The 18326-nt window shown below is 74.5% G+C and carries 12 protein-coding genes; 9 read left to right on the plus strand and 3 right to left on the minus strand.

What is annotated here, in order from left to right; genetic code table 11:
- On the plus strand, positions 1 to 1206 hold the full coding sequence (gene hutI / locus ACI3ET_RS05955; RefSeq protein WP_405032060.1) for an imidazolonepropionase: 1206 nt from the start codon (positions 1 to 3) through the stop codon (positions 1204 to 1206).
- A gap of 72 nt (positions 1207 to 1278) precedes the next feature.
- Here hutI and ACI3ET_RS05960 read toward each other — a convergent pair whose 3' ends face one another.
- On the minus strand, positions 1279 to 2298 hold the full coding sequence (locus tag ACI3ET_RS05960) for an LLM class flavin-dependent oxidoreductase (protein ID WP_405032061.1): 1020 nt from the start codon (positions 2296 to 2298) through the stop codon (positions 1279 to 1281).
- Between the two features lie 68 nt (positions 2299 to 2366).
- Here ACI3ET_RS05960 and ACI3ET_RS05965 point away from each other — a divergent pair, with 68 nt between their 5' ends.
- The 8 genes from ACI3ET_RS05965 to ACI3ET_RS06000 all read left to right on the plus strand — a co-directional run bounded on the left by ACI3ET_RS05965 (position 2367) and on the right by ACI3ET_RS06000 (position 13130).
- Complete coding sequence (locus ACI3ET_RS05965) at positions 2367 to 3242, plus strand: DUF308 domain-containing protein (protein WP_405032062.1); 876 nt, start codon at positions 2367 to 2369, stop codon at positions 3240 to 3242.
- Between the two features lie 42 nt (positions 3243 to 3284).
- Positions 3285 to 4160 carry an aldo/keto reductase gene (locus ACI3ET_RS05970; protein ID WP_405032063.1) on the plus strand — a complete coding sequence of 292 codons (876 nt, stop codon included), beginning with the start codon at positions 3285 to 3287 and terminating at the stop codon, positions 4158 to 4160.
- 20 nt (positions 4161 to 4180) lie between these two features.
- Entirely contained in the window at positions 4181 to 5581 is a 1401-nt protein-coding gene (locus ACI3ET_RS05975) for an MBL fold metallo-hydrolase RNA specificity domain-containing protein (RefSeq protein WP_405032064.1), read from the plus strand.
- 68 nt (positions 5582 to 5649) lie between these two features.
- Positions 5650 to 6966 carry a sensor histidine kinase gene (locus tag ACI3ET_RS05980; RefSeq protein ID WP_405032066.1) on the plus strand — a complete coding sequence of 439 codons (1317 nt, stop codon included), beginning with the start codon at positions 5650 to 5652 and terminating at the stop codon, positions 6964 to 6966.
- Between the two features lie 22 nt (positions 6967 to 6988).
- A complete protein-coding gene (locus tag ACI3ET_RS05985; protein ID WP_405032067.1) occupies positions 6989 to 7693 on the plus strand; it encodes a response regulator transcription factor in 705 nt (234 codons plus the stop codon).
- Between the two features lie 145 nt (positions 7694 to 7838).
- The gene (locus tag ACI3ET_RS05990) at positions 7839 to 8663 is read left to right on the plus strand and encodes an ABC transporter ATP-binding protein (protein ID WP_405032068.1); all 825 of its coding nucleotides are present in this window, start codon (positions 7839 to 7841) and stop codon (positions 8661 to 8663) included.
- The gene (locus ACI3ET_RS05995; protein ID WP_405032069.1) at positions 8663 to 11161 is read left to right on the plus strand and encodes an ABC transporter permease; all 2499 of its coding nucleotides are present in this window, start codon (positions 8663 to 8665) and stop codon (positions 11159 to 11161) included. The genes ACI3ET_RS05990 and ACI3ET_RS05995 overlap by 1 nt, the downstream gene beginning before the upstream one ends.
- Before the next feature lie 70 nt (positions 11162 to 11231).
- Positions 11232 to 13130 carry a heavy metal translocating P-type ATPase gene (locus ACI3ET_RS06000; RefSeq protein WP_405032070.1) on the plus strand — a complete coding sequence of 633 codons (1899 nt, stop codon included), beginning with the start codon at positions 11232 to 11234 and terminating at the stop codon, positions 13128 to 13130.
- A 22-nt stretch (positions 13131 to 13152) separates the two neighbouring features.
- Here the strand turns inward: ACI3ET_RS06000 and recD are convergent, their stop codons facing one another.
- Both recD and ACI3ET_RS06010 read right to left on the minus strand, forming a co-directional pair.
- Entirely contained in the window at positions 13153 to 14967 is a 1815-nt protein-coding gene (recD, locus tag ACI3ET_RS06005; protein WP_405032071.1) for an exodeoxyribonuclease V subunit alpha, read from the minus strand.
- Positions 14964 to 18326, minus strand: coding sequence for a UvrD-helicase domain-containing protein (locus ACI3ET_RS06010; RefSeq protein ID WP_405032072.1), 3363 nt, complete (start codon positions 18324 to 18326; stop codon positions 14964 to 14966). The genes recD and ACI3ET_RS06010 overlap by 4 nt, the downstream gene beginning before the upstream one ends.

Here is an 18326-nt window from a genome sequence, read left to right on the forward strand (position 1 = left end):
GTGTCCATGCTCATCACCGGCATCGGCGAGCTCGTCACCAACGACGAGACCGTCGACGGCGCCGTCGACGACCCGTTGCACGCCCGCCTCGGGGTGATCCGCGACGCGGCCGTCGTTCTCGGAGGGGGCAGCGAGGACAGCGCGCCGACGGTCGAGTGGGTGGGCCCGGCCGACCGGGCCCCCGCCGCCGACTGGTCCGTCAGCCTCGAGGGCCGCGCGGTGGTCCCCGGGTTCGTCGACAGCCACAGCCACCTGGTCTTCGACGGCGACCGCTCGGCCGAGTTCGCCGCCCGGATGTCCGGGACGCCCTACGACGGTGGCGGCATCGCGGCCACCGTCGAGGCGACCCGGGCCGCCGACCGGCCCCGCCTGCGTGAGCTCCTGCAGCAGCGTGTCTCCGAGATGCGCTCCCAGGGCACCACGACCGTGGAGGTCAAGAGCGGCTACGGGCTGACGGTCGAGGACGAGGTCACGGCCCTGCGGCTCGCCCGGGAGGTCACCCCCGAGGTGACCTACCTGGGTGCCCACGTCGTCCCGCCCGAGGCGAGGGGCTCGGCCGCCGAGCGCGCTGCCTACCTGGACCTGGTCTGCGGGGAGATGCTGCAGGCGTGCGCCCCGCACGCCCGCTGGATCGACGTCTTCTGCGAGCCGGCCAGCCCGCACGCGTTCGACGGGGAGGAGTCGCGCCGCGTGCTGGAGGCCGGTCGCGACGCGGGTCTGGGGCTGCGTGTCCACGGCAACCAGCTCGGCCAGGGGCCGGGCGTGCAGCTGGCCGTCGAGCTCGGCGCCGCGAGCGTGGACCACTGCACCTTCCTCACCACTGCCGACGTCGAGGCGCTGGCCGGCAGCGACACCGTGGCAACCCTGCTGCCGGGCGTGGAGTTCTCCACCCGGCAGCCCTACCCGGACGCCCGCCGGCTGCTCGACGCCGGGGTGCAGGTCGCCATCGCCACCGACTGCAACCCGGGCACCTGCTACTCCTCGTCGATGCCGTTGATGATCGCCCTGGCCGTCCGCGAGATGGGGATGACACCGGCGGAGGCGCTGCGGGCCGCGACGCTCACGGCAGCGACCTCGTTGCGCCGCACGGACATCGGCCGGATCGCCGTGGGCATGCGCGCCGACATGGCGCTCGTCGACGCACCCAGCTGGCTGCACATCCCCTACCGCGTCGGTGTCCCGCTGGTGCGCGCGCTGGAGGTCTGACGCGCGACGTGGGCACCGTCTGGCAGTTCCGGTGCTCGGGCCCCGGGGGTGCAGGACACAGGTGCAGGACGTTCAGCGCCAGCCCAGCGCCGGGGCGACCTCCTTCACCACCGTCTCCAGCACGTGGGCGCAGTAGTCCACACCGAGCTGGTTCGGCAGGGTGAGCAGCAGCGTGTCCGCCTCGGCGATCGCCGTGTCCTCCTCCAGCTGACGGACCAGCTCGTCGGGCTCGGCGGCATACGTCCGCCCGAACGTCGCGCGCCCGCCGTCGATCATCCCGACCTGGTCGGTGCTGCGCCGCTCGAGCCCGAAGTAGGCGTGGTCCTGCGGCGTCACCAGCGGGAAGATGCTGCGGCTCACCGAGACCCGTGGCTCGTGAGCATGCCCGGCCTCGCTCCAGGCCGACCGGAACCGCCGGACCTGGTCGGCCTGGAGCTCGTGGAAGGGCACCCCGCCGTCCTCGGTCAGCAGGGTCGAGCTCATCAGGTGCATCCCCTGTGCCGCAGCCCACTCGGCCGTGGCCCGGGTGCCGGCGCCCCACCAGACCCGCTCGCGCAGCCCCTCCGAGTGCGGCTCGACACGCAGCAGCCCCGGAGGGTTGGGGAACATGGGCCGGGGGCTGGGCTCGGCGAACCCCTCGCCCGAGAGCACCTCCAGGAACCGGGCGGTATGCCGTCGCGCCATGTCCGCGTCGGTCTCGCCGTCCGCGGGGTGGTGGTCGAAGTAGCGGTAGCCCTCGACGACCTGCTCGGGCGATCCTCGGCTGATGCCCAGCTGCAGCCTGCCTCCGGAGATGAGGTCGGCGGCACCGGCGTCCTCGGCCATGGAGAGCGGGTTCTCGTAGCGCATGTCGATGACGCCGGTGCCGATCTCGACCCGGCTGGTCCGCGCCCCGACCGCCGCGAGCAGCGGGAAGGGGGAGGCCAGCTGACGGGCAAAGTGGTGGACACGGAAGTAGGCCCCGTCGGCGCCCACCTCCTCCGCCGCCACCGCGAGGTCGATCGACTGCAGCAGCACGTCGGAGGCCGACTGCGTCGCGGACTGCGGGTGGGGGGTCCAGTGACCGAAGGACAGAAAGCCGATGCGCTTCATGGCAGTGGTCAACGTCGTGGCGGCGCGTGCATTCCGGGAGTGGGCCTCCTCCCTGGGAGGATGGACCCATGAGCTACGACATCCTTCTTCTCCCGCGGCAGCCCGACCAGGACTGGGACGAGGCCCTCGCCGCCGACGAGGTGGAGTCGCCCGAGGGTGACCAGGGCGACCTCGACGCCGGGGTGGCGGTCTTCCGGCGGATCGAGGCGCGGCTGCGTGAGCAGCTCACCGTGCACGTGGAGACGTGGGTGGCCGAGGAGGTCGGCGGGGACGTCTTCGGCGAGCTGACGGTGCCGGGCAGCGGGCTGCAGGTCGAGCTGTACGACCGGTCGGCGTCCGTCTCGCTCTCGGACCCTGACGCCGAGGTGCTGTCTGACGACGAGACGCTGGGCGACGAGACGCTGGGCAACGAGACGCTGGGTGACGCGACCCTGGGCGACGCGACGACGGTGGCTGACGACGCCGCGCCCGCCGCAGACGCCGTCGACCGCGAGGCGATCCACGACCAGCTGCGGCAGGCGGTGCGGATCGTGGCCGAGGAGACCGGCTACGAGGCCTACGACCCTCAGCGTGGAGCCGCGTTCGACGGGACCGTCGACGAGTCGGCCGTCGCCGTCGACAGCGGGGTCCCGGACGACCAGCCGGCCACCTCGCTGCGGGCGGAGTCCCTGACGGCCATGCGACGGGACCCCGCGGCGATGCGCCGGCGGGCCTACCTCTACCTGGGCATCGGTGTCGTGCTCACCGTCCTGGGCGTCTTCCGGCTGTTCGACGGTCAGGGCAGCTGGCTGACGTGGCTCGTGCTCGCCATCGGCGTGTTCGACCTCATCGGCGGCGTGATGATGATGTCGCTGGCGAAGCAGCTCAGCGCGGCGGACGACGGGGCAACCGCGGACGACGGTGCGACCCCGGACGACGCGCCGACCGACCGGGTCGAGCAGTAGGGGCTGCTCCGCGGTGGTGCGCAGACTTCTAGGCTGGGCACCATGAAGACCCGCGCCCTCGGCCCGTTCACCGTCTCCGCCGTCGGCCTGGGCGCGATGCCGCTGTCGATGGGCGCCAACGAGCGCCCCGACCGCGACCGCGCCGTCGCCACCGTGCACGCGGCGCTGGACGCGGGCATCACCCTCATCGACACCGCCGACATCTACGCCCCCTCCTGGGACACGATGGGGCACAACGAGCAGGTCGTCGCCGAGGCCCTCCGCTCCTACGGCGACACCAGCCACGTCGTCGTGGCGACCAAGGGCGGGATCACCCGCGGGGAGGGGGAGACGTGGGGGCGCGACGGGTCTCCGGACTACCTGCGCCGGGCCGTCGAGGCCTCCCTGCGCGCGCTCGACCGTGACGTTCTCGACCTCTACCAGTGGCACCGGCCCGACCGCTGGCGGGTCTACGGCGAGGTGGTCGAGACCTTCCGGCAGCTGCAGCAGGAGGGCAAGATCCGGGCGATCGGCATCTCCAACGCCGATGTCGAGGAGATCGACGTGGCCCTGGAGGTGCTCGGCGAGGGGGGCCTGGCCAGCGTGCAGAACGAGTTCTCGCCGCGCTTCCGCTGCAGCCGCGACACGCTCGAGCACTGCGGCGAGCACGGCATCGCCTTCCTGCCGTGGAGCCCGCTCGGCGGCACCGGCGCGGCCAGCAAGGACGTCGGCCTCACCTACCCCGTCTTCACCGACATCGGTGCGGCGCGCGGCGTCAGCCCGCAGCGGGTCGTGCTGGCCTGGGAGCTCTCCCTCGGCGAGCACGTCATCCCCATCCCGGGGGCGAGCCGTCCCGCGTCGGTCACCGACTCCGCCCAGGCCCCGGACCTGGAGCTGACCACCGACGAGCTGGCGCGCATCGAGGCGCAGTTCACCTGACCTGTGGGAGTGTCGGAGGCATGGCACAGCGCAGCGTGACCCTGACCTTCCTGGGAGCCGCCGGCACCGTCACCGGCTCCAAGTACCTCCTGACGATCGGCGACCGGCGGGTCCTCGTCGACGCCGGGATGTTCCAGGGCGAGAAGCAGTGGCGGCTGAGGAACTGGGCGGAGTTCCCGGTCGACCCGGCCTCGATCAGCGACGTCGTCCTCACCCACGCGCACACCGACCACGTCGGCTACCTCCCGGCGCTCGTGCGCGGCGGCTTCGCCGGCCCGGTGTGGGCGACGGAGGGCACCCGCCGCATCGGCGAGATCGTGCTGCGCGACGCCGGCAAGCTGCAGGAGGAGCAGGCCGAGGAGGCGCGGCGCGGCGGCTGGTCCAAGCACGAGCACCCCAAGCCGCTGTTCGACGTCCAGGACGTCGAGGCGACCCTGCCCCTGTTCCGGTCCGTCGACTTCGAGGAGGACGTCGACCTCGGGGACGGCCTGGTCGGACGCTGGACCCGGGCCGGGCACATCCTCGGCTCGGCCAGCGTGCGCCTGGAGGTCGAGGGGACCAGCGTGCTCTTCTCCGGCGACCTCGGCCGTCACGACCACCCGATCCTCAAGGCCCGCGGCACCCCCCGGGGCGCGAGGTATGTCGTGTGCGAGTCCACCTACGGCGACCGGGAGCACCCCGAGCCGCAGGTCGCGCACGCGGAGATGGCTGACGCCATCACCCGCACGATCCAGCGGGGCGGGCTCGTGGTGATCCCCGCCTTCGCGGTCGACCGGACGCAGGGGGTGCTCAAGGACCTCGTGACGATGATGCGGGAGCGGCGCATCCCCGAGGTGCCGGTCGTCGTGGACTCGCCGATGGCGCTGAAGGTGCTGGACGCCTACCGCGACGAGTCGCTCGGCGAGCTCCGCGAGGACGTGGACGTGGAGGACTTCACCGGGCTGCCCGAGCTCATCGAGGCCGCCTCGTCCGCGGACTCCCGGGCGCTGAACCGGCGCTTCGACCCGATGATCATCGTCGCCTCCTCGGGCATGGCCGAGGGCGGCCGGGTCCTGCACCACCTCGCCCGGCTGCTGCCCGACCGGCGCAACACCGTGATCCTCACCGGCTTCCAGGCCTCCGGCACCCGGGGCCGGGCGATCGAGGACGGCGCCGGGTCGGTCAAGATCAACGGGCACTACATCAAGGTCCGTGCCGAGATCGTGCAGGACCACGAGTTCTCCGTGCACGGCGACGCCTCGGACCTCATGGACTGGTTGCGGGCCCTGGACCAGGAGCCCGAGACCGTCTTCGTGACCCACGGCGAGCTGGACGTGGCGCGGACCTTCGCCGGGCGGATCGGTGCCGAGCTCGACTGGAACGCCGTCGTGCCGAGGCACGGCGAGGTGGTCAGCCTCCTGCCGGCTCAGCCCGAGGACTGACAGCGGCGGGACCCGGACCAGACCCTGGTATGACGTGGTCGCCGCCCGCCCCGACCTAGAGTGCACGGGTGAAGGTGACCCTGGAGGCGGCGCGCGAGTCGTGGCTGGACCTGTGGGGCGGGCAGCCGCTGCGCGAGCGCGGCTGGTGGCCCGAGCTGGTGGTCGTGGGGGGTCTCCTGGCGTGGCTGCTGCTGACCTCGTCGGTCGGCGGCGTCGGCTACCTGACCCTCGGGGCGGTGCAGGTGCTGCCCCTGCTCTGGCGGCGACGGCACCCGCTGCAGGCGGCCCTCGGCGTGGCCGCCGCCTGCCTGCTGCAGGTGGTCCTGACCGACAACCCGCACCCGGCGAACGTCGCGGTGCTCGTCGCGGTCTACAGCGCGGCGGTGCACGGCACGCGACGCGACTCCCGGCTGGTGCTCGGGCTCGGTCTCGTCGGTGCCGTCGTGGCGGCCCTGGACTGGTCGGTGGCCTACCCGGGGATGGGTGCGTGGCTGGTCGTCGTCGCGACGCAGGCGACCTTCACGGCCCTCTTCGTCGCGGTCGCCTGGGTGCTCGGGGACGTGGTCCGCCGGCGCAGGGCGGTCCTCGCCCGGCTCGAGCAGCAGAACGCCGCCCTCGCCCGGGACCAGGCCCAGCGCGCCCGGCTGGTCGCCCAGGGCGAGCGTGCCTCGATCGCCCGGGAGATGCACGACGTCGTCGCCCACTCGCTCGCCGTCGTCGTGGTGCAGGCCGACGGGGCGCTGTATGCCGCTCGCGCCGCCCTCGACCGGCCGCCCTCGACCGGGCCTGACCGGGAGGCGCTGGAGCGCGCGTCCCAGACGCTGGAGACCCTCGCGAGGACCGCGCGCACGTCGCTGTCAGACACCCGCCGCCTCGTGGGGGTGCTGCGGGACGAGGGGTCCGGGGCGGAGCTGGGGCCGACCCAGGGGCTGGCCTCGCTCGACGAGCTGGTGCAGCGGGTCCGTGACTCGGGCGTCCCGGTCCACCTCGCCGTGCGGGGCGAGACCGAGGACCTGCCCTGGGAGGTCGACCTGGCGGCCTACCGCGTGGTGCAGGAGGGCCTCACCAACGTGATGAAGCACGCGGGACCGCACGCCTCGGTCGACGTCGACCTGCTCCGGACCCCGGAGGTCCTGCTCGTGCGCGTCACCGACGACGGTGCGGCCGTCGGCCCGCACGGCGGCCTGCACGGCGGCGAGGGCCGGGCGGACACCGACGGCAATGGGCTCGTCGGGATGCGCGAGCGGGTCGAGGTGCTCGGGGGCACCGTGCACGCCGGGCCCCGCGACGCCTCCGGTCGTGGCGGCACGGGCGCCCCCGCGCGCCGCGGCTGGGAGGTCGTGGCGACGATCCCGGTCGTCGGGCGCGACGGCATACCCTCGTGACCGCCCACCTGAAGGAGCACCCGTGAGCACGCCCACCGACCCGCCCGTCCGTCTCTTCCTCGTCGACGACCAGGAGCTCGTGCGGGCCGGCTTCCGGATGGTCCTCGACGCGCAGCCGGACATGACGGTCGTCGGCGAGGCCGGCGACGGGCTGGCCGGGGTGGACGGGGTGGCCGCCACCCGCCCTGACGTGGTCCTCATGGACATCCGGATGCCGAGGCTCGACGGCGTGGAGGCGACGCGGCGGATCCGGACGAGCGCCGACGCGCCCCGGGTGCTGGTCCTGACGACCTTCGACCTGGACGACTACGCGTTCGCCGCGCTGCGGGCGGGCGCTTCCGGCTTCCTGCTCAAGGACGCCGGGCCGGCGGAGCTGCTCGCCGCGATCCGGTCCGTGCACGCCGGCGACGCGGCGATGGCACCGTCGACGACCCGCCGGATGCTGGAGCGCTTCGTCCCGCACCTCCCCGACGCCGAGCTGGAGCGCGCGCAGGCCGCGGAGCGCCGGGCGGTCGCCGCCCGTCTCGCCCCCCTCACCGTCCGCGAGCGCGAGGTGCTCGAGGCCGTCGGTCGAGGGCTGACGAACGGCGAGATCGCGGCGGAGCTGTTCCTCGCCGAGGCGACGGTCAAGACCCACATCGGCCGGGTCCTGTTCAAGCTCGACCTGCGCGACCGGGTCCAGATGGTGATCACGGCCTACGAGACGGGTCTGGTCGGGCGCGACTGACCCGGCGACCTTGGCGCCGCCGTCCCGCTCCGCCGGAGGACCAGGACGTGCCGCTCGACGTCATACCGAGGTCTGACTCCTGCGGTGCCGGGTCGGGCCCACGGGCCGACGCGAGGTCCGCCCGCAGGCTCCTAGCGTTCCCACCATGACGACCACCACGACCGGCACGACCACCACGACCGGCACGACCACCACGACCGGCACCGAGCCGGCCCAGGGCGCGACCGGCCCCCGACGCGGAGCGGCCCTGGCGGCCAGCACCGTCGACCTGACCAAGACCTACGGCAGCGGCGAGACCGCCGTGCACGCCCTCGACGGGGTGTCCGTCGGCGTCGAGAGCCAGCGGTTCACCGCGGTCATGGGGCCCAGCGGCTCAGGCAAGTCGACGCTCATGCACCTGCTGGCGGGGCTCGACACACCCACCTCTGGCCGGGTCTTCCTCGGCGACACCGAGCTGACCTCGCTGTCGGACAAGCAGCTGACGACGCTGCGGCGGCGGGCTGTCGGCTTCGTCTTCCAGTCGTTCAACCTGCTGCCGACGCTCACCGCGCGGCAGAACATCCGGCTGCCGCTCGACCTGGCCGGCCGCGGGACGGACCTGCAGTGGGAGGAGCGGGTCGTCGACGGTCTCGGTCTTACGGACCGGTTGGGCCACCGTCCCGGCGAGCTCTCCGGCGGCCAGCAGCAGCGGGTCGCGCTGGCCCGCGCGCTCGTGACCCGCCCCGAGGTCATCTTCGCGGACGAGCCGACCGGCGCCCTCGACTCCACGACGGGCGCCGAGGTGCTGGCGCTGCTCCGACGCTCGGTCGACGAGTGGGGCCAGACCGTGGTGATGGTCACCCACGACGCCAACGCCGCCGCCCTCGCCGACCGCGTCGTGCTGCTGGCCGACGGCCAGGTCGCCGGCGAGATCGTCGCCCCGCAGGTCGACGCCGTCCTCGCCGCCGTGCGCGACCTCGGGAGGGCCTGATGGCCACGTCGTGGAGAACCGCCGGGATCGCCTCCCGTGGGCGCCGGCTGCTGTCGGCGGCCGTCGCCATCGTCATCGGCGTCGCCTTCCTCACCGCCAGCCTCGCCCTGCTCACCACCGCGCGCCAGGGCATGGAGGACGCCGTCGCCGCGGGGGTGCGCGACGCCGACCTGGTCCTCACCGTCGACGGGTCCGGGATCGGCACGGCCGGGTATGACGCCGCCTCCGCCCTCGACGAGGTCGCCGGGGTGCGGGGCGAGACCGTCGTGACGGCCGAGCGCACGCCGGACGAGTGGGTCACCGGGGCCTCGGTGCCGACCACCGGAACCACCCTGGTCGAGGGCGAGATGCCGGACGTGGCCGGCGAGGTCGTCGTCAACACCGAGCTCGCCGAGCATGTCGGCGTCGGGGAGGAGCTGCGGCTGACGCCGGTCGTCTTCGACGCGGAGGAGGAGGTGGTGGCACGGGACCAGGCCGGGGTCGACGTCGTCGGCGTGGCCGACTTCGGCGACACGAACCCGATGCTCTCCTTCGGCCCTGCCTTCGCGGCGACCGACGCCACCCTGAGGCAGGTCGACCCGATGCTCACCTACGGGTCGGTGATGGTCGAGCTGGCCGAGGGTGCCGACGAGGCCGCTGCCCGCGAGGCGCTGGCCGACGCGGTGCCGGAGGCCACCGTGATGACCGGTCCGGAGGCCGCCGCCGACCGCGTGAGCATGCTCACCGGGGGCACCGACGTCCTGGGGGCGATCCTGCTGGGCTTCGGCGCGGTCGCGCTGCTGACGGCGGCGATCGTCATCGCCAACACCTTCACGATCACCCTGGCGCAGCGCACGGGCGAGCTGGCCCTGCTCCGCGCGGTGGGGGCGACCACCCGTCAGGTGCGCTCGCTGGTCGTCCTGGAGGCGGTCGTCCTCGGGCTGGTCGCCTCGGCGGGCGGGGTGGGGGCCGGCCTGCTCGCCGCGCTGGGGCTCCTCGTGGTCGGCCGCCGGCTGGGCCTCGGGATCCCGCTGCCGGACGGCCTCGCGATCACCCCCACGGTCCTCCTCGTGCCGCTGTTGGTCGGCTCGGTCGTCACGCTCCTGGCCAGCCTGTGGCCCGCCGTCCGGGCTACCCGGGTCTCGCCGCTCGCGGCCCTGCGCCCGTCCGGCCCGTCGGGGGAGAGGGAGCGGGTCGGCCGGGTGCGGGTCCTCCTGGCGCTCCTGCTGGTCACCGGGGGCGTGGCAGCGATGGTGCACGCCGCGACCTCCCGTGACGTGCTCGTCGGTGTCGCCGGCGGCGTCGTGTCCTTCGTCGGCGTGCTCGTCGCGGCGGTCCTCGTCGTGCCGGTGGCGGTGCGGGTCCTGGGGGTGCTCGCCCGGGCAGCCGGCGTCCCGGGCCGGCTGGCCGTGGACAACGCCGTGCGCAACCCCGGCCGGGCGGCCGCCACCAGCGCGGCGCTCATCGTCGGTGTCACCCTCATCACGATGACCTCCGTCGGTGCCGCCTCCGGGCAGCGCACCGCCCTGGGGGAGATCGACGAGGAGTACTCGGTCGACGTCGTCGTCAGCGCAGGCGCGCAGTACGCCGAGGACGGCACCGACCGGGTCGACGCCAGCGCGGTCGCCCCGGACGTGCTCGACCAGGTCCGCGCCGCGGCGGGGGTGGAGACCGCCCACGCGGCGGACACGGCATACCTGAGCGTGGGAGAGGCCGGCGCCACCGAGGCGGTGGGCATCGACCCGTCCCGCGACGGCGACGTCCTCCGGGGCAGCGAGCAGCTGGCGTCGCTGGTGCCCGGCACTCTCGGCCTGAGCGACGCGATGCTCGGGATCTACGGTCTCGAGCCCGGTGACCGGGTCGAGGTCGGCGGCGCGGGCGGGAGCGCCGAGCTGGAGGTGGTGCCGTTCGCGATGGGCTACAGCCTCGCCCTGCACGCCGACGACCTGACGGCTCTCGGCGGGGACGCGGTGGCCGAGGGCACCGTCCTCGTGCGGCTGGCCGACGACGCCGACGTCGGGGAGGCGATGGGCGCCGTGGGCGACGTCGCAGAGGAGCACGGGCTGCACGTCGAGGGGTCCGCGGCGGAGCGGGCCGTGGTCACGCAGGTCCTCGACGTGCTGGTGCTCGTCACGACGGCCCTGCTCGGGGTGGCCGTGCTCATCGCGGTGGTCGGCATCGCCAACACGCTGTCGCTGTCGGTGCTCGAGCGGCACCGCGAGCACGCGCTGCTGCGCGGCCTGGGTCTGACCCGCGGGCAGATGCGCGCGATGCTGCTCGTCGAGGGCATCCTGCTGGCGCTGGTCAGTGCGCTGGTGGGGGTGCTGCTCGGGCTGGGCTACGCCGCGCTCGGCGTGCAGACCGTGCTCCCCGACGACGTGCCGCTGCAGCTCGCGGTCCCGTGGGGCCGGGTCGCGGTCATCGTCGGCGTGGCCCTGCTGGCCGGGGTCCTGGCCAGCGTCCTGCCCGCCCGGAGGGCCGTCAGGGTCAGCCCGGCCGAGGGGCTGGCCGCGGCGTGAGGTGGTGGGGGCCAGGCAGGGGAGCCTCCCCTGCCTGGCCTCCGACGTCCCGAGGGGGTAGGACTGGATCATGGGGACGCTCGTCGGCCCGTTCAGGCGCTACCCGCTCGTGTGGATCACCCTCGTCGTGGGTGCGGTGGTCTTCGTCCTGCTTGGCCTGGGCGAGCCGGGCGCTGCACGGTGGACCGCGACGGTCTTCGTGGGCCTCGTCGTCGCCCGCACGACCGTGTCCATGCTGCGCGACATCCTGCACGGCCACTGGGGGCTCGACGTCCTCGCCGTCGTCGCGATGGTCGCGACGATCGCGGTCGGGGAGTACGTCGCCGCCGTCATCATCGTCCTCATGCTCTCGGGCGGGGAGGCGCTGGAGGAGTATGCCGCGGGCCGGGCCCGCGCGGAGCTCACCGCCCTGCTGGACCGGGCGCCGCAGCGCGCCCACCGGGTCGTCGACGGGACGGCCGTCGAGGACGTCCCCGTCGGGCTGGTGGCGGTGGACGACCTGCTCCTGGTCCGGCCCGCGGAGCTCGTGCCCGTCGACGGGGTGCTGCTCGAGGACGAGGCGAGCTTCGACGAGTCCTCGCTGACGGGGGAGAGCCTGCCGGTGCACCGCGGGCGCGGGGAGTCGCTGCTCAGCGGCGCGGTCAACGGGGCGAGCGCCGTGCGGATGCGGGCCACCGCGACCTCGGCCGACTCGCAGTACCAGCGCATCCTCCAGCTCGTGGCCGCGGCCGAGGACGCCAAGGCACCCACCGTGCGCCTCGCCGACCGGTATGCCGTGCCCTTCACCGCCGTGTCCCTGCTGATCGCCGGGCTGGCGTGGTGGCTGTCCGGCAACCCGGTCCGGTTCGCCGAGGTGCTGGTCCTGGCCACCCCCTGCCCGCTGCTCATCGCGGCGCCCGTGGCGTTCATGGGCGGGATGAGCCGCTCGGCCCGCGCCGGTGTCATCGTCAAGGGTGGCGCCACGCTGGAGGGCCTGGCCCGGGCCCGGTCGGTCGCGTTCGACAAGACCGGGACCCTCAGCCACGGACGCCCCGAGCTCGCGCGCGTGGACGCCGCCCCGGGGTTCGAGCCCGACGAGGTGCTCCGCCTGGCCGCCGCCGCGGAGCAGCACTCACCGCACGTGCTGGCCGAGGGCATCACCCGGACGGCGCTGGCCCGGGGGCTGCGGGTGGCCCCCGCGAGCGAGACCACCGAGGTGCCCGCCCACGGGGTGGCCGCGAACGTCGAGGGTCGGGAGGTCCTGGTCGGCAAGCTGGCGTTCGTCCAGGAGACCGACCCCCTGGCGCACCAGGCGGAGCTCGGCCCCGGGCACACGGCGGTGTCGGTGGCCGTCGACGGCAGGTTCGCCGGCAACCTCGTGCTGACCGACGCCCTGCGGCCCAACGCCGCGGCGGTCGTCGCCGCGCTCCGACAGCGCGGGCTGGCGCACGTCGTGATGCTCACGGGCGACAACACGGCCACCGGGCGCATGCTCGCGGACCAGGCCGGCATCGAGGAGGTGCACGCGCACCTGCTGCCGGAGGACAAGGTCCGGCTGGTCGCGCAGATGCCCGACCGCCCGGTGATCATGGTGGGCGACGGCGTCAACGACGCGCCGGTCCTCGCGGTGGCCGAGGTGGGGATCGCGATGGGTGCGCGCGGGTCGACCGCGGCGAGCGAGGCCGCTGACGTCGTGATCATGCGCGACGACATCGCCAAGGTCGTGCAGGCCGTCGACATCGGGCGCCACACCTACCGGGTCGCGCTGACGGCGATCTGGATCGGCGTCGCGCTCAGCCTCGGCCTCATGGTCGTGGCGGCCTTCGGCCACATCCCGGCGGTCGCCGGTGCCCTCACCCAGGAGCTCGTCGACCTCGTCTGCATCCTCTACGCCCTCCGGGCCCGCTCGGGGGCCCCGGCCGACCCGGCGCTCTCGGACGTCGCGCAGACCCGTGTCGAGCAGGCCGCTGCGGTTCCGTCCTCGGGGTGAGGACGGCAGGAACCCGCGGCCCTCAGGCCTGACCGAGCCGCTGGCGCAGCCCGCTCGCGCGGACGACCCGACGCCCCACGGCGGCGCGCACGACGTCCTCACCGCCGACGACCCGGACCTTCTTCTCCGCCCGCGTCACCGCCGTGTAGAACAGCTCGCGCGTCAGCAGCGCGCTGTCCGCCTCGGGCAGCAGGACGGTGATCTCCTCCGCCTGGCTGCCCTGCGCCTTGTGGATCGTCATCGCGTGCATCGTCTCGACGTCGCCGAGCCGGCTGGGGGCGAAGCGGTGCGCCCCCGTCGCGCCCTCCACCACGGCCATCCGCACCGGGGTGCCGTCGGGCTTGCGCGACTGCACGACCACGCCGGTGTCGCCGTTGAGCACGCCCGTCGCGTAGTCGTTCGCGGTCACCAGGAGCGGCCGCCCGACGTACATCGGGTCGTAGAAGGTCAGTCCCGTCTCCTCGCCGAGCCACACCTGGGTGAGGTGGTTCCACGTCCGCACCCCGTGCGGTCCCTCGCGGTGCGCGCACAGGAGCCGGTGCCGCCCGAGCGCCGCCAGGGCACGGTCGGCGTCGCCGTCGCGCGCCGCCGCCAGCACCGCACGGGCGTGCCGGGTGACCAGGGGCCGCAGGTATGCCGTGGGGTCGGGCCCGGTGACCCACTCCACCTCCCCGCTGCCGGCGGACAGCGCCGCGACGACCGCGTCGGCGTCCCCCTCGCGCAGCGCCTCGGCGAGCGCGCCGATCGTCTCGCCGAAGCGGTGCACCGTCCGCAGCCGGGCCATCGCCACGGGCGGGTCGGCGGCGACCTGCACACCCGCGACCAGGTCGGCGAGCACCGCGCCGGCGTCGACCGAGACCAGCTGGTCGGCGTCGCCGACGAGGATGAGCCGGGCCTGCGGGCGCAGCGCCTCGAGCAGCCGCGCCATGTGGGTGAGCGAGACCATCGAGGCCTCGTCGACGAGCACGACGTCGTGCGGCAACCGGTTGGCCCGGTGGTGCCGGAAGCGGGTGCGGCTGTCCGGTCGCCACCCCAGGAGCCGGTGCAGGGTCGACGGCTCGACCTCACCCAGCGGCTCGATGACCCCGCGGGTGCCGGGGTCGGGGGTGCGCTCGAGGATCTCCCCGAGAGCCCTGTCGACCGCGGCCTTCACGCGGGCCGCCGCCTTGCCCGTCGGTGCGGCCAGGCCGACGCGCAGCGGACGCTCGCCGGCCGCTGCGGCCTGCTCGGCGAGAAGGGCGAGCACGCCCGCGACGGTCGTCGTCTTGCCCGTTCCCGGACCACCCGTGAGCACGCTGGTCCGCGAGCGGGCGACGACCTCCGCGGCGGCGCGCTGCTCGGCATACCCCTCGCCGGGGAAGATGCGGGCGAGCCCTGCGCTCAGGACGTCCTCGTCGACGGCCGGGGCCCCCAGCGCCGCCCGGGCCCGGAGGTCGTCGACGACCTGGACCTCCTGGTGGTGGTAGCGCTGGAGGTAGACGAGCCCGTGGTCCACGACGAGCGCGCCCTGCGCGACGAGGGCGCTGTCGGCGACCACCGAGGTCCAGGTGCCCGGGTCCGGCCACGGCAGGTCGGGCAGCGCGGCCGCGCCGGCGGTGGCGAGGTCCGCGAGGTCGACGGCGACGGAGCCCGAGCGCACGGCGCGGGTCGCGACGGCGGCCGCCAGGACGGCGGTCTCGTCCTGCTCGTGCACCGCCCTGGCCAGCGTCCGGGCGACGTGGACGTCGGCGGCGGTGAGCACGCCGGCCCGGTTGAACGGCGTGAGCGTCCCGTCGGTGCCGAGCGTCAGCCGCCGGTCGTGGGCACCGGTCGGCTCGAAGGTCTCCAGGATCGTCATGCGGCTCCCTCCTCTCCCCGTCCGTCGAGGAGGTCGGAGACGGCGGTGACCAGCGCGACCGGGGGACGCCACGAGAACACGCCGCACGGGTGCCCGTCGACGACCGGGGTGTCGGGGCCGCACATCCCGCGCACGTAGAGGTAGAGGACCCCGCCCAGGTGGCGGGCCGGGTCGTAGCGCGGCAGGCGCCAGCGGAGGAAGCGGTGCGCGACCACGGCATACAGCAGCGCCTGGAGGGGGTAGGAGGAGTGGCCCATCGCCTCGGCGAGCATCTCAGGACGGTAGTCCGCCGCCGTCAGCGGTTCCTCGGTGCGCCCGAGCCAGTTGGTCTTGTAGTCGACGACGAGGTAGCGGCCGCCGGTGCGCAGGACCACGTCGACGGAGCCGGTGAGATAGCCGCGCAGCCGCTGACCGGCGAGGTCCGGTGTGCTGTCGAGCACGTCGGCCCAGGCCCGCACGGGATCGCCGGCGCGGAGGTGGTCGCGCAGCAGCGGCACGAGGTCGCCGAGGACCGGTCCTTCCGCGAGGGCGGTCCGGCGCCGCAGGTCGCCGCCGTCCAGCGGCAGCTCGAAGTCGAGCTCGCACAGCCGGTCCTGGCGTCCGACCTGCCGCAGGGTCGCGTCCCCGGCGAGCGGTCCGAGCGGGCTGTCGCACACCGCGACGAGCGCGTCGGTCAGCTCCTCGGCGTCGAGCTCGACCGGCCACTGGAGCAGCTGCTCGCGCACGTGCCGCAGGAGCTCGGAGCGCAGGTCGGGTGCCTGCGGGTCGGCGTGCTCGAGCACCCCGTGGACGAGCGAGCCGAAGGTGGCGCCCACCGGCAGGTCGGCCATCGGGGACGGGACGTCGGCGCCGGGAGCGGCGGCCTGCAGCCCCGGGAGCACCGGCGTCTCCTCGACCACCGTGTCGGGGGTGTCCGGCTCGTCCTCGCGCGGCGTCACCTCGGGCTCGCTCCCGACCCCGCCGGTGAGCTCGTGGCCCTGGTCGTCGCGGGGGGTGGAGAGCGCGGTGTAGGACGTGCGCCGCCAGTCGGCATCGATGCGCCGGGTCCACGAGCCCGTCCGGAGCGCCGCGGTGTCGTCGTCGTGGGGGACGGCCTCCGCGGGCGCGTGGTCGGCGCGCTCGAGCGCGAACGCGCCGAGGTCCGCCCACGCCCGCAGCCGGTCCGTCGCCCAGCCGTCGTCCTTGGGCACCCTGGCGGTCTGCGGGACGGGACCGGCGCCCGGCTCGCGGCCGAACAGGACGCGGTGGAGCGGGGAGGGGCCTCCGTTGCGGGCGGTCGGGGACCACCACGTGACGACCTGCGACTGGGCGCGGGTGAGGGCGACGTAGAGCAGGCGCAGCGACTCGCCCGCGTCCTCGACCTTGTGGCGGCGCACCGAGTCGGCCCAGTCCGGGCCCTCCTTGCCGCCGACGTCGAGGTAGCGGGTGCGCTCCGGCGGGTCGTCGTGGCACAGCGGGATCGTCGGGGTGTCCGGGACGTTGCGGTCGGTGAGGGTCGGGAGGTAGACGACCGGGAACTGCAGCCCCTTGCTGCCGTGGATGGTGAGCAGCTGCACGGCGGCCGCGTCGCTGTCGAGGCGCCGCGTGCGTGCCCCCGTCGAGGTGGGGGCGTCCTCCGACATCTGGGCCCGCAGCCAGTCGAGGAGGGCGACGAGCCCGAGCTGCTGCTCACGACCGGCCTGGTGCAGCAGCTCCGCCACGTGCTTGACGTCGGTCAGGGCGCGCTCCCCGCCGACCTGGGACAGCACCCGTCTGGTCAGGCCGTCGGCCGTCAGGCGCTCGAGCACGGCGGCGATTCCCTGCCGCGTGCAGACGGCCGCCAGCTCGCGCATGAGCTGGGCGAGCAGGTCGTCGAGCGCCTCCCCGCCCGCATCCACGTCAGGCACGGCATACCCCAGGAGGTCGGTGAGGGCCGCCGCCCTGGTGAGCACGGAGCGGTGCGGGGCCACCATCGCCTCCAGCAGGGTGAGCCAGTCGTGGGCCGCGGGGCTGTCGAGGACGCTGGAGCCGCCGGCGCTCACGGCGTGGACGCCGACCTCGCGCAGCGCCCGCTGGGCCGCCTGCAGGTCCTTGCCCTTGTGGGCCAGCACGGCGACGTCGTGGGCCTGGAGGGGGCGGCCGTCGAAGGTGGCCCCCGAGGTGAGCAGGGCCGCGATGTCCAGGGCCAGGTCGCGGGTGATGTGGGCCCGGGTCGCGCCGATGCGGTCGTCGTCGGCCAGGTGCTCGCCGAGCAGCACCTGGCGCAGGCGGACCGGCGCGCCGTGGGGTGCCTCCTGCAGGCGGGCGGAGGTGCAGACCGGTGTCACCGGGCGCACGACGATCTCCGGGTGGCCCAGCTCGGCGCCCTGGAGCAGGACGGTCAGGGCGTCGACCACGCCCTTGTCGGACCGGAAGTTGCGCGGCAGGGTCAGGCGGTGGTCCGCGCTCTCGGCGGCGGCCAGGTAGGTGACGATGTCGCCCCCGCGGAAGGCGTAGATGGCCTGCTTGGGGTCGCCGATGAGGACCATCGCCCGCGCGTGGCCCGCGAACGCGCGCTCCAGCACCTGCCACTGGACGGGGTCGGTGTCCTGGAACTCGTCGACGAGCACCACCTGCCAGCGCTGCCGCATCCGTTGGCGCGCAGGGGAGTCGGGCTTCTCGAGCGCGTCGGCGAGCTGGGTCAGCAGGTCGTTGTAGTGCATCACCTGCAGGCGGCGCTTGCGCAGGTCGAGCTCGGCGCGCACGGCCTCGGCGAACCCGACCCGCCGCGCCGGGGTCGACCCGGGCTGCGCGCTCGTGGGGCGCAGCTGCGCGTGGATGTCCTCCACCGCCTCCTGGGCGATCTTGAGAGCCTCAGACCGGGAGAAGACGGGTCGGGCGTCCATCCGGAACCCGCGCAGGTAGAGGTCGTCGACGACCTCGACGCGCAGGTCGCCGAGGTCCTCGACCAGCTGGGCCGACGCGTCGGACGTGCCGGCGACGCCGAGGCTGCGCAGGACCTCGTGGCAGAACTGGTGGACGGTGGCGATGGTGGCGGCGTCGAAGTCGGTCAGCGCGTCCCGGACCCGGGCGTGACGGCGCGCCCGTTCCTCAGGCTCGCAGTCGAGCAGCTGGGTGAGCATCTCGTTGCCGGGGTCGGCGGCGGACCGGCCGGCCAGCACCCGCTCGGCCTCGGCCAGCTGCTCGCGCACCCGGGCCCGCAGCTCCTGGCTGGCGGCGCGGCTGAAGGTCACGACGAGCATCTGCTGCAGGGTCACCTCGCCCTCGGCGACGTAGCGGGTCACCAGCGCCGCGATCGTCCACGTCTTGCCGGTGCCGGCGCTGGCCTCGAGCAGCACCGTCCCGCTGGGCAGGGGGTCGAGGATGGAGAACTGGTCCAC

It is taken from the genome of Ornithinimicrobium jinqii (assembly GCF_045032595.1).
Classification (GTDB): Bacteria; Actinomycetota; Actinomycetes; order Actinomycetales; family Dermatophilaceae; genus Ornithinicoccus.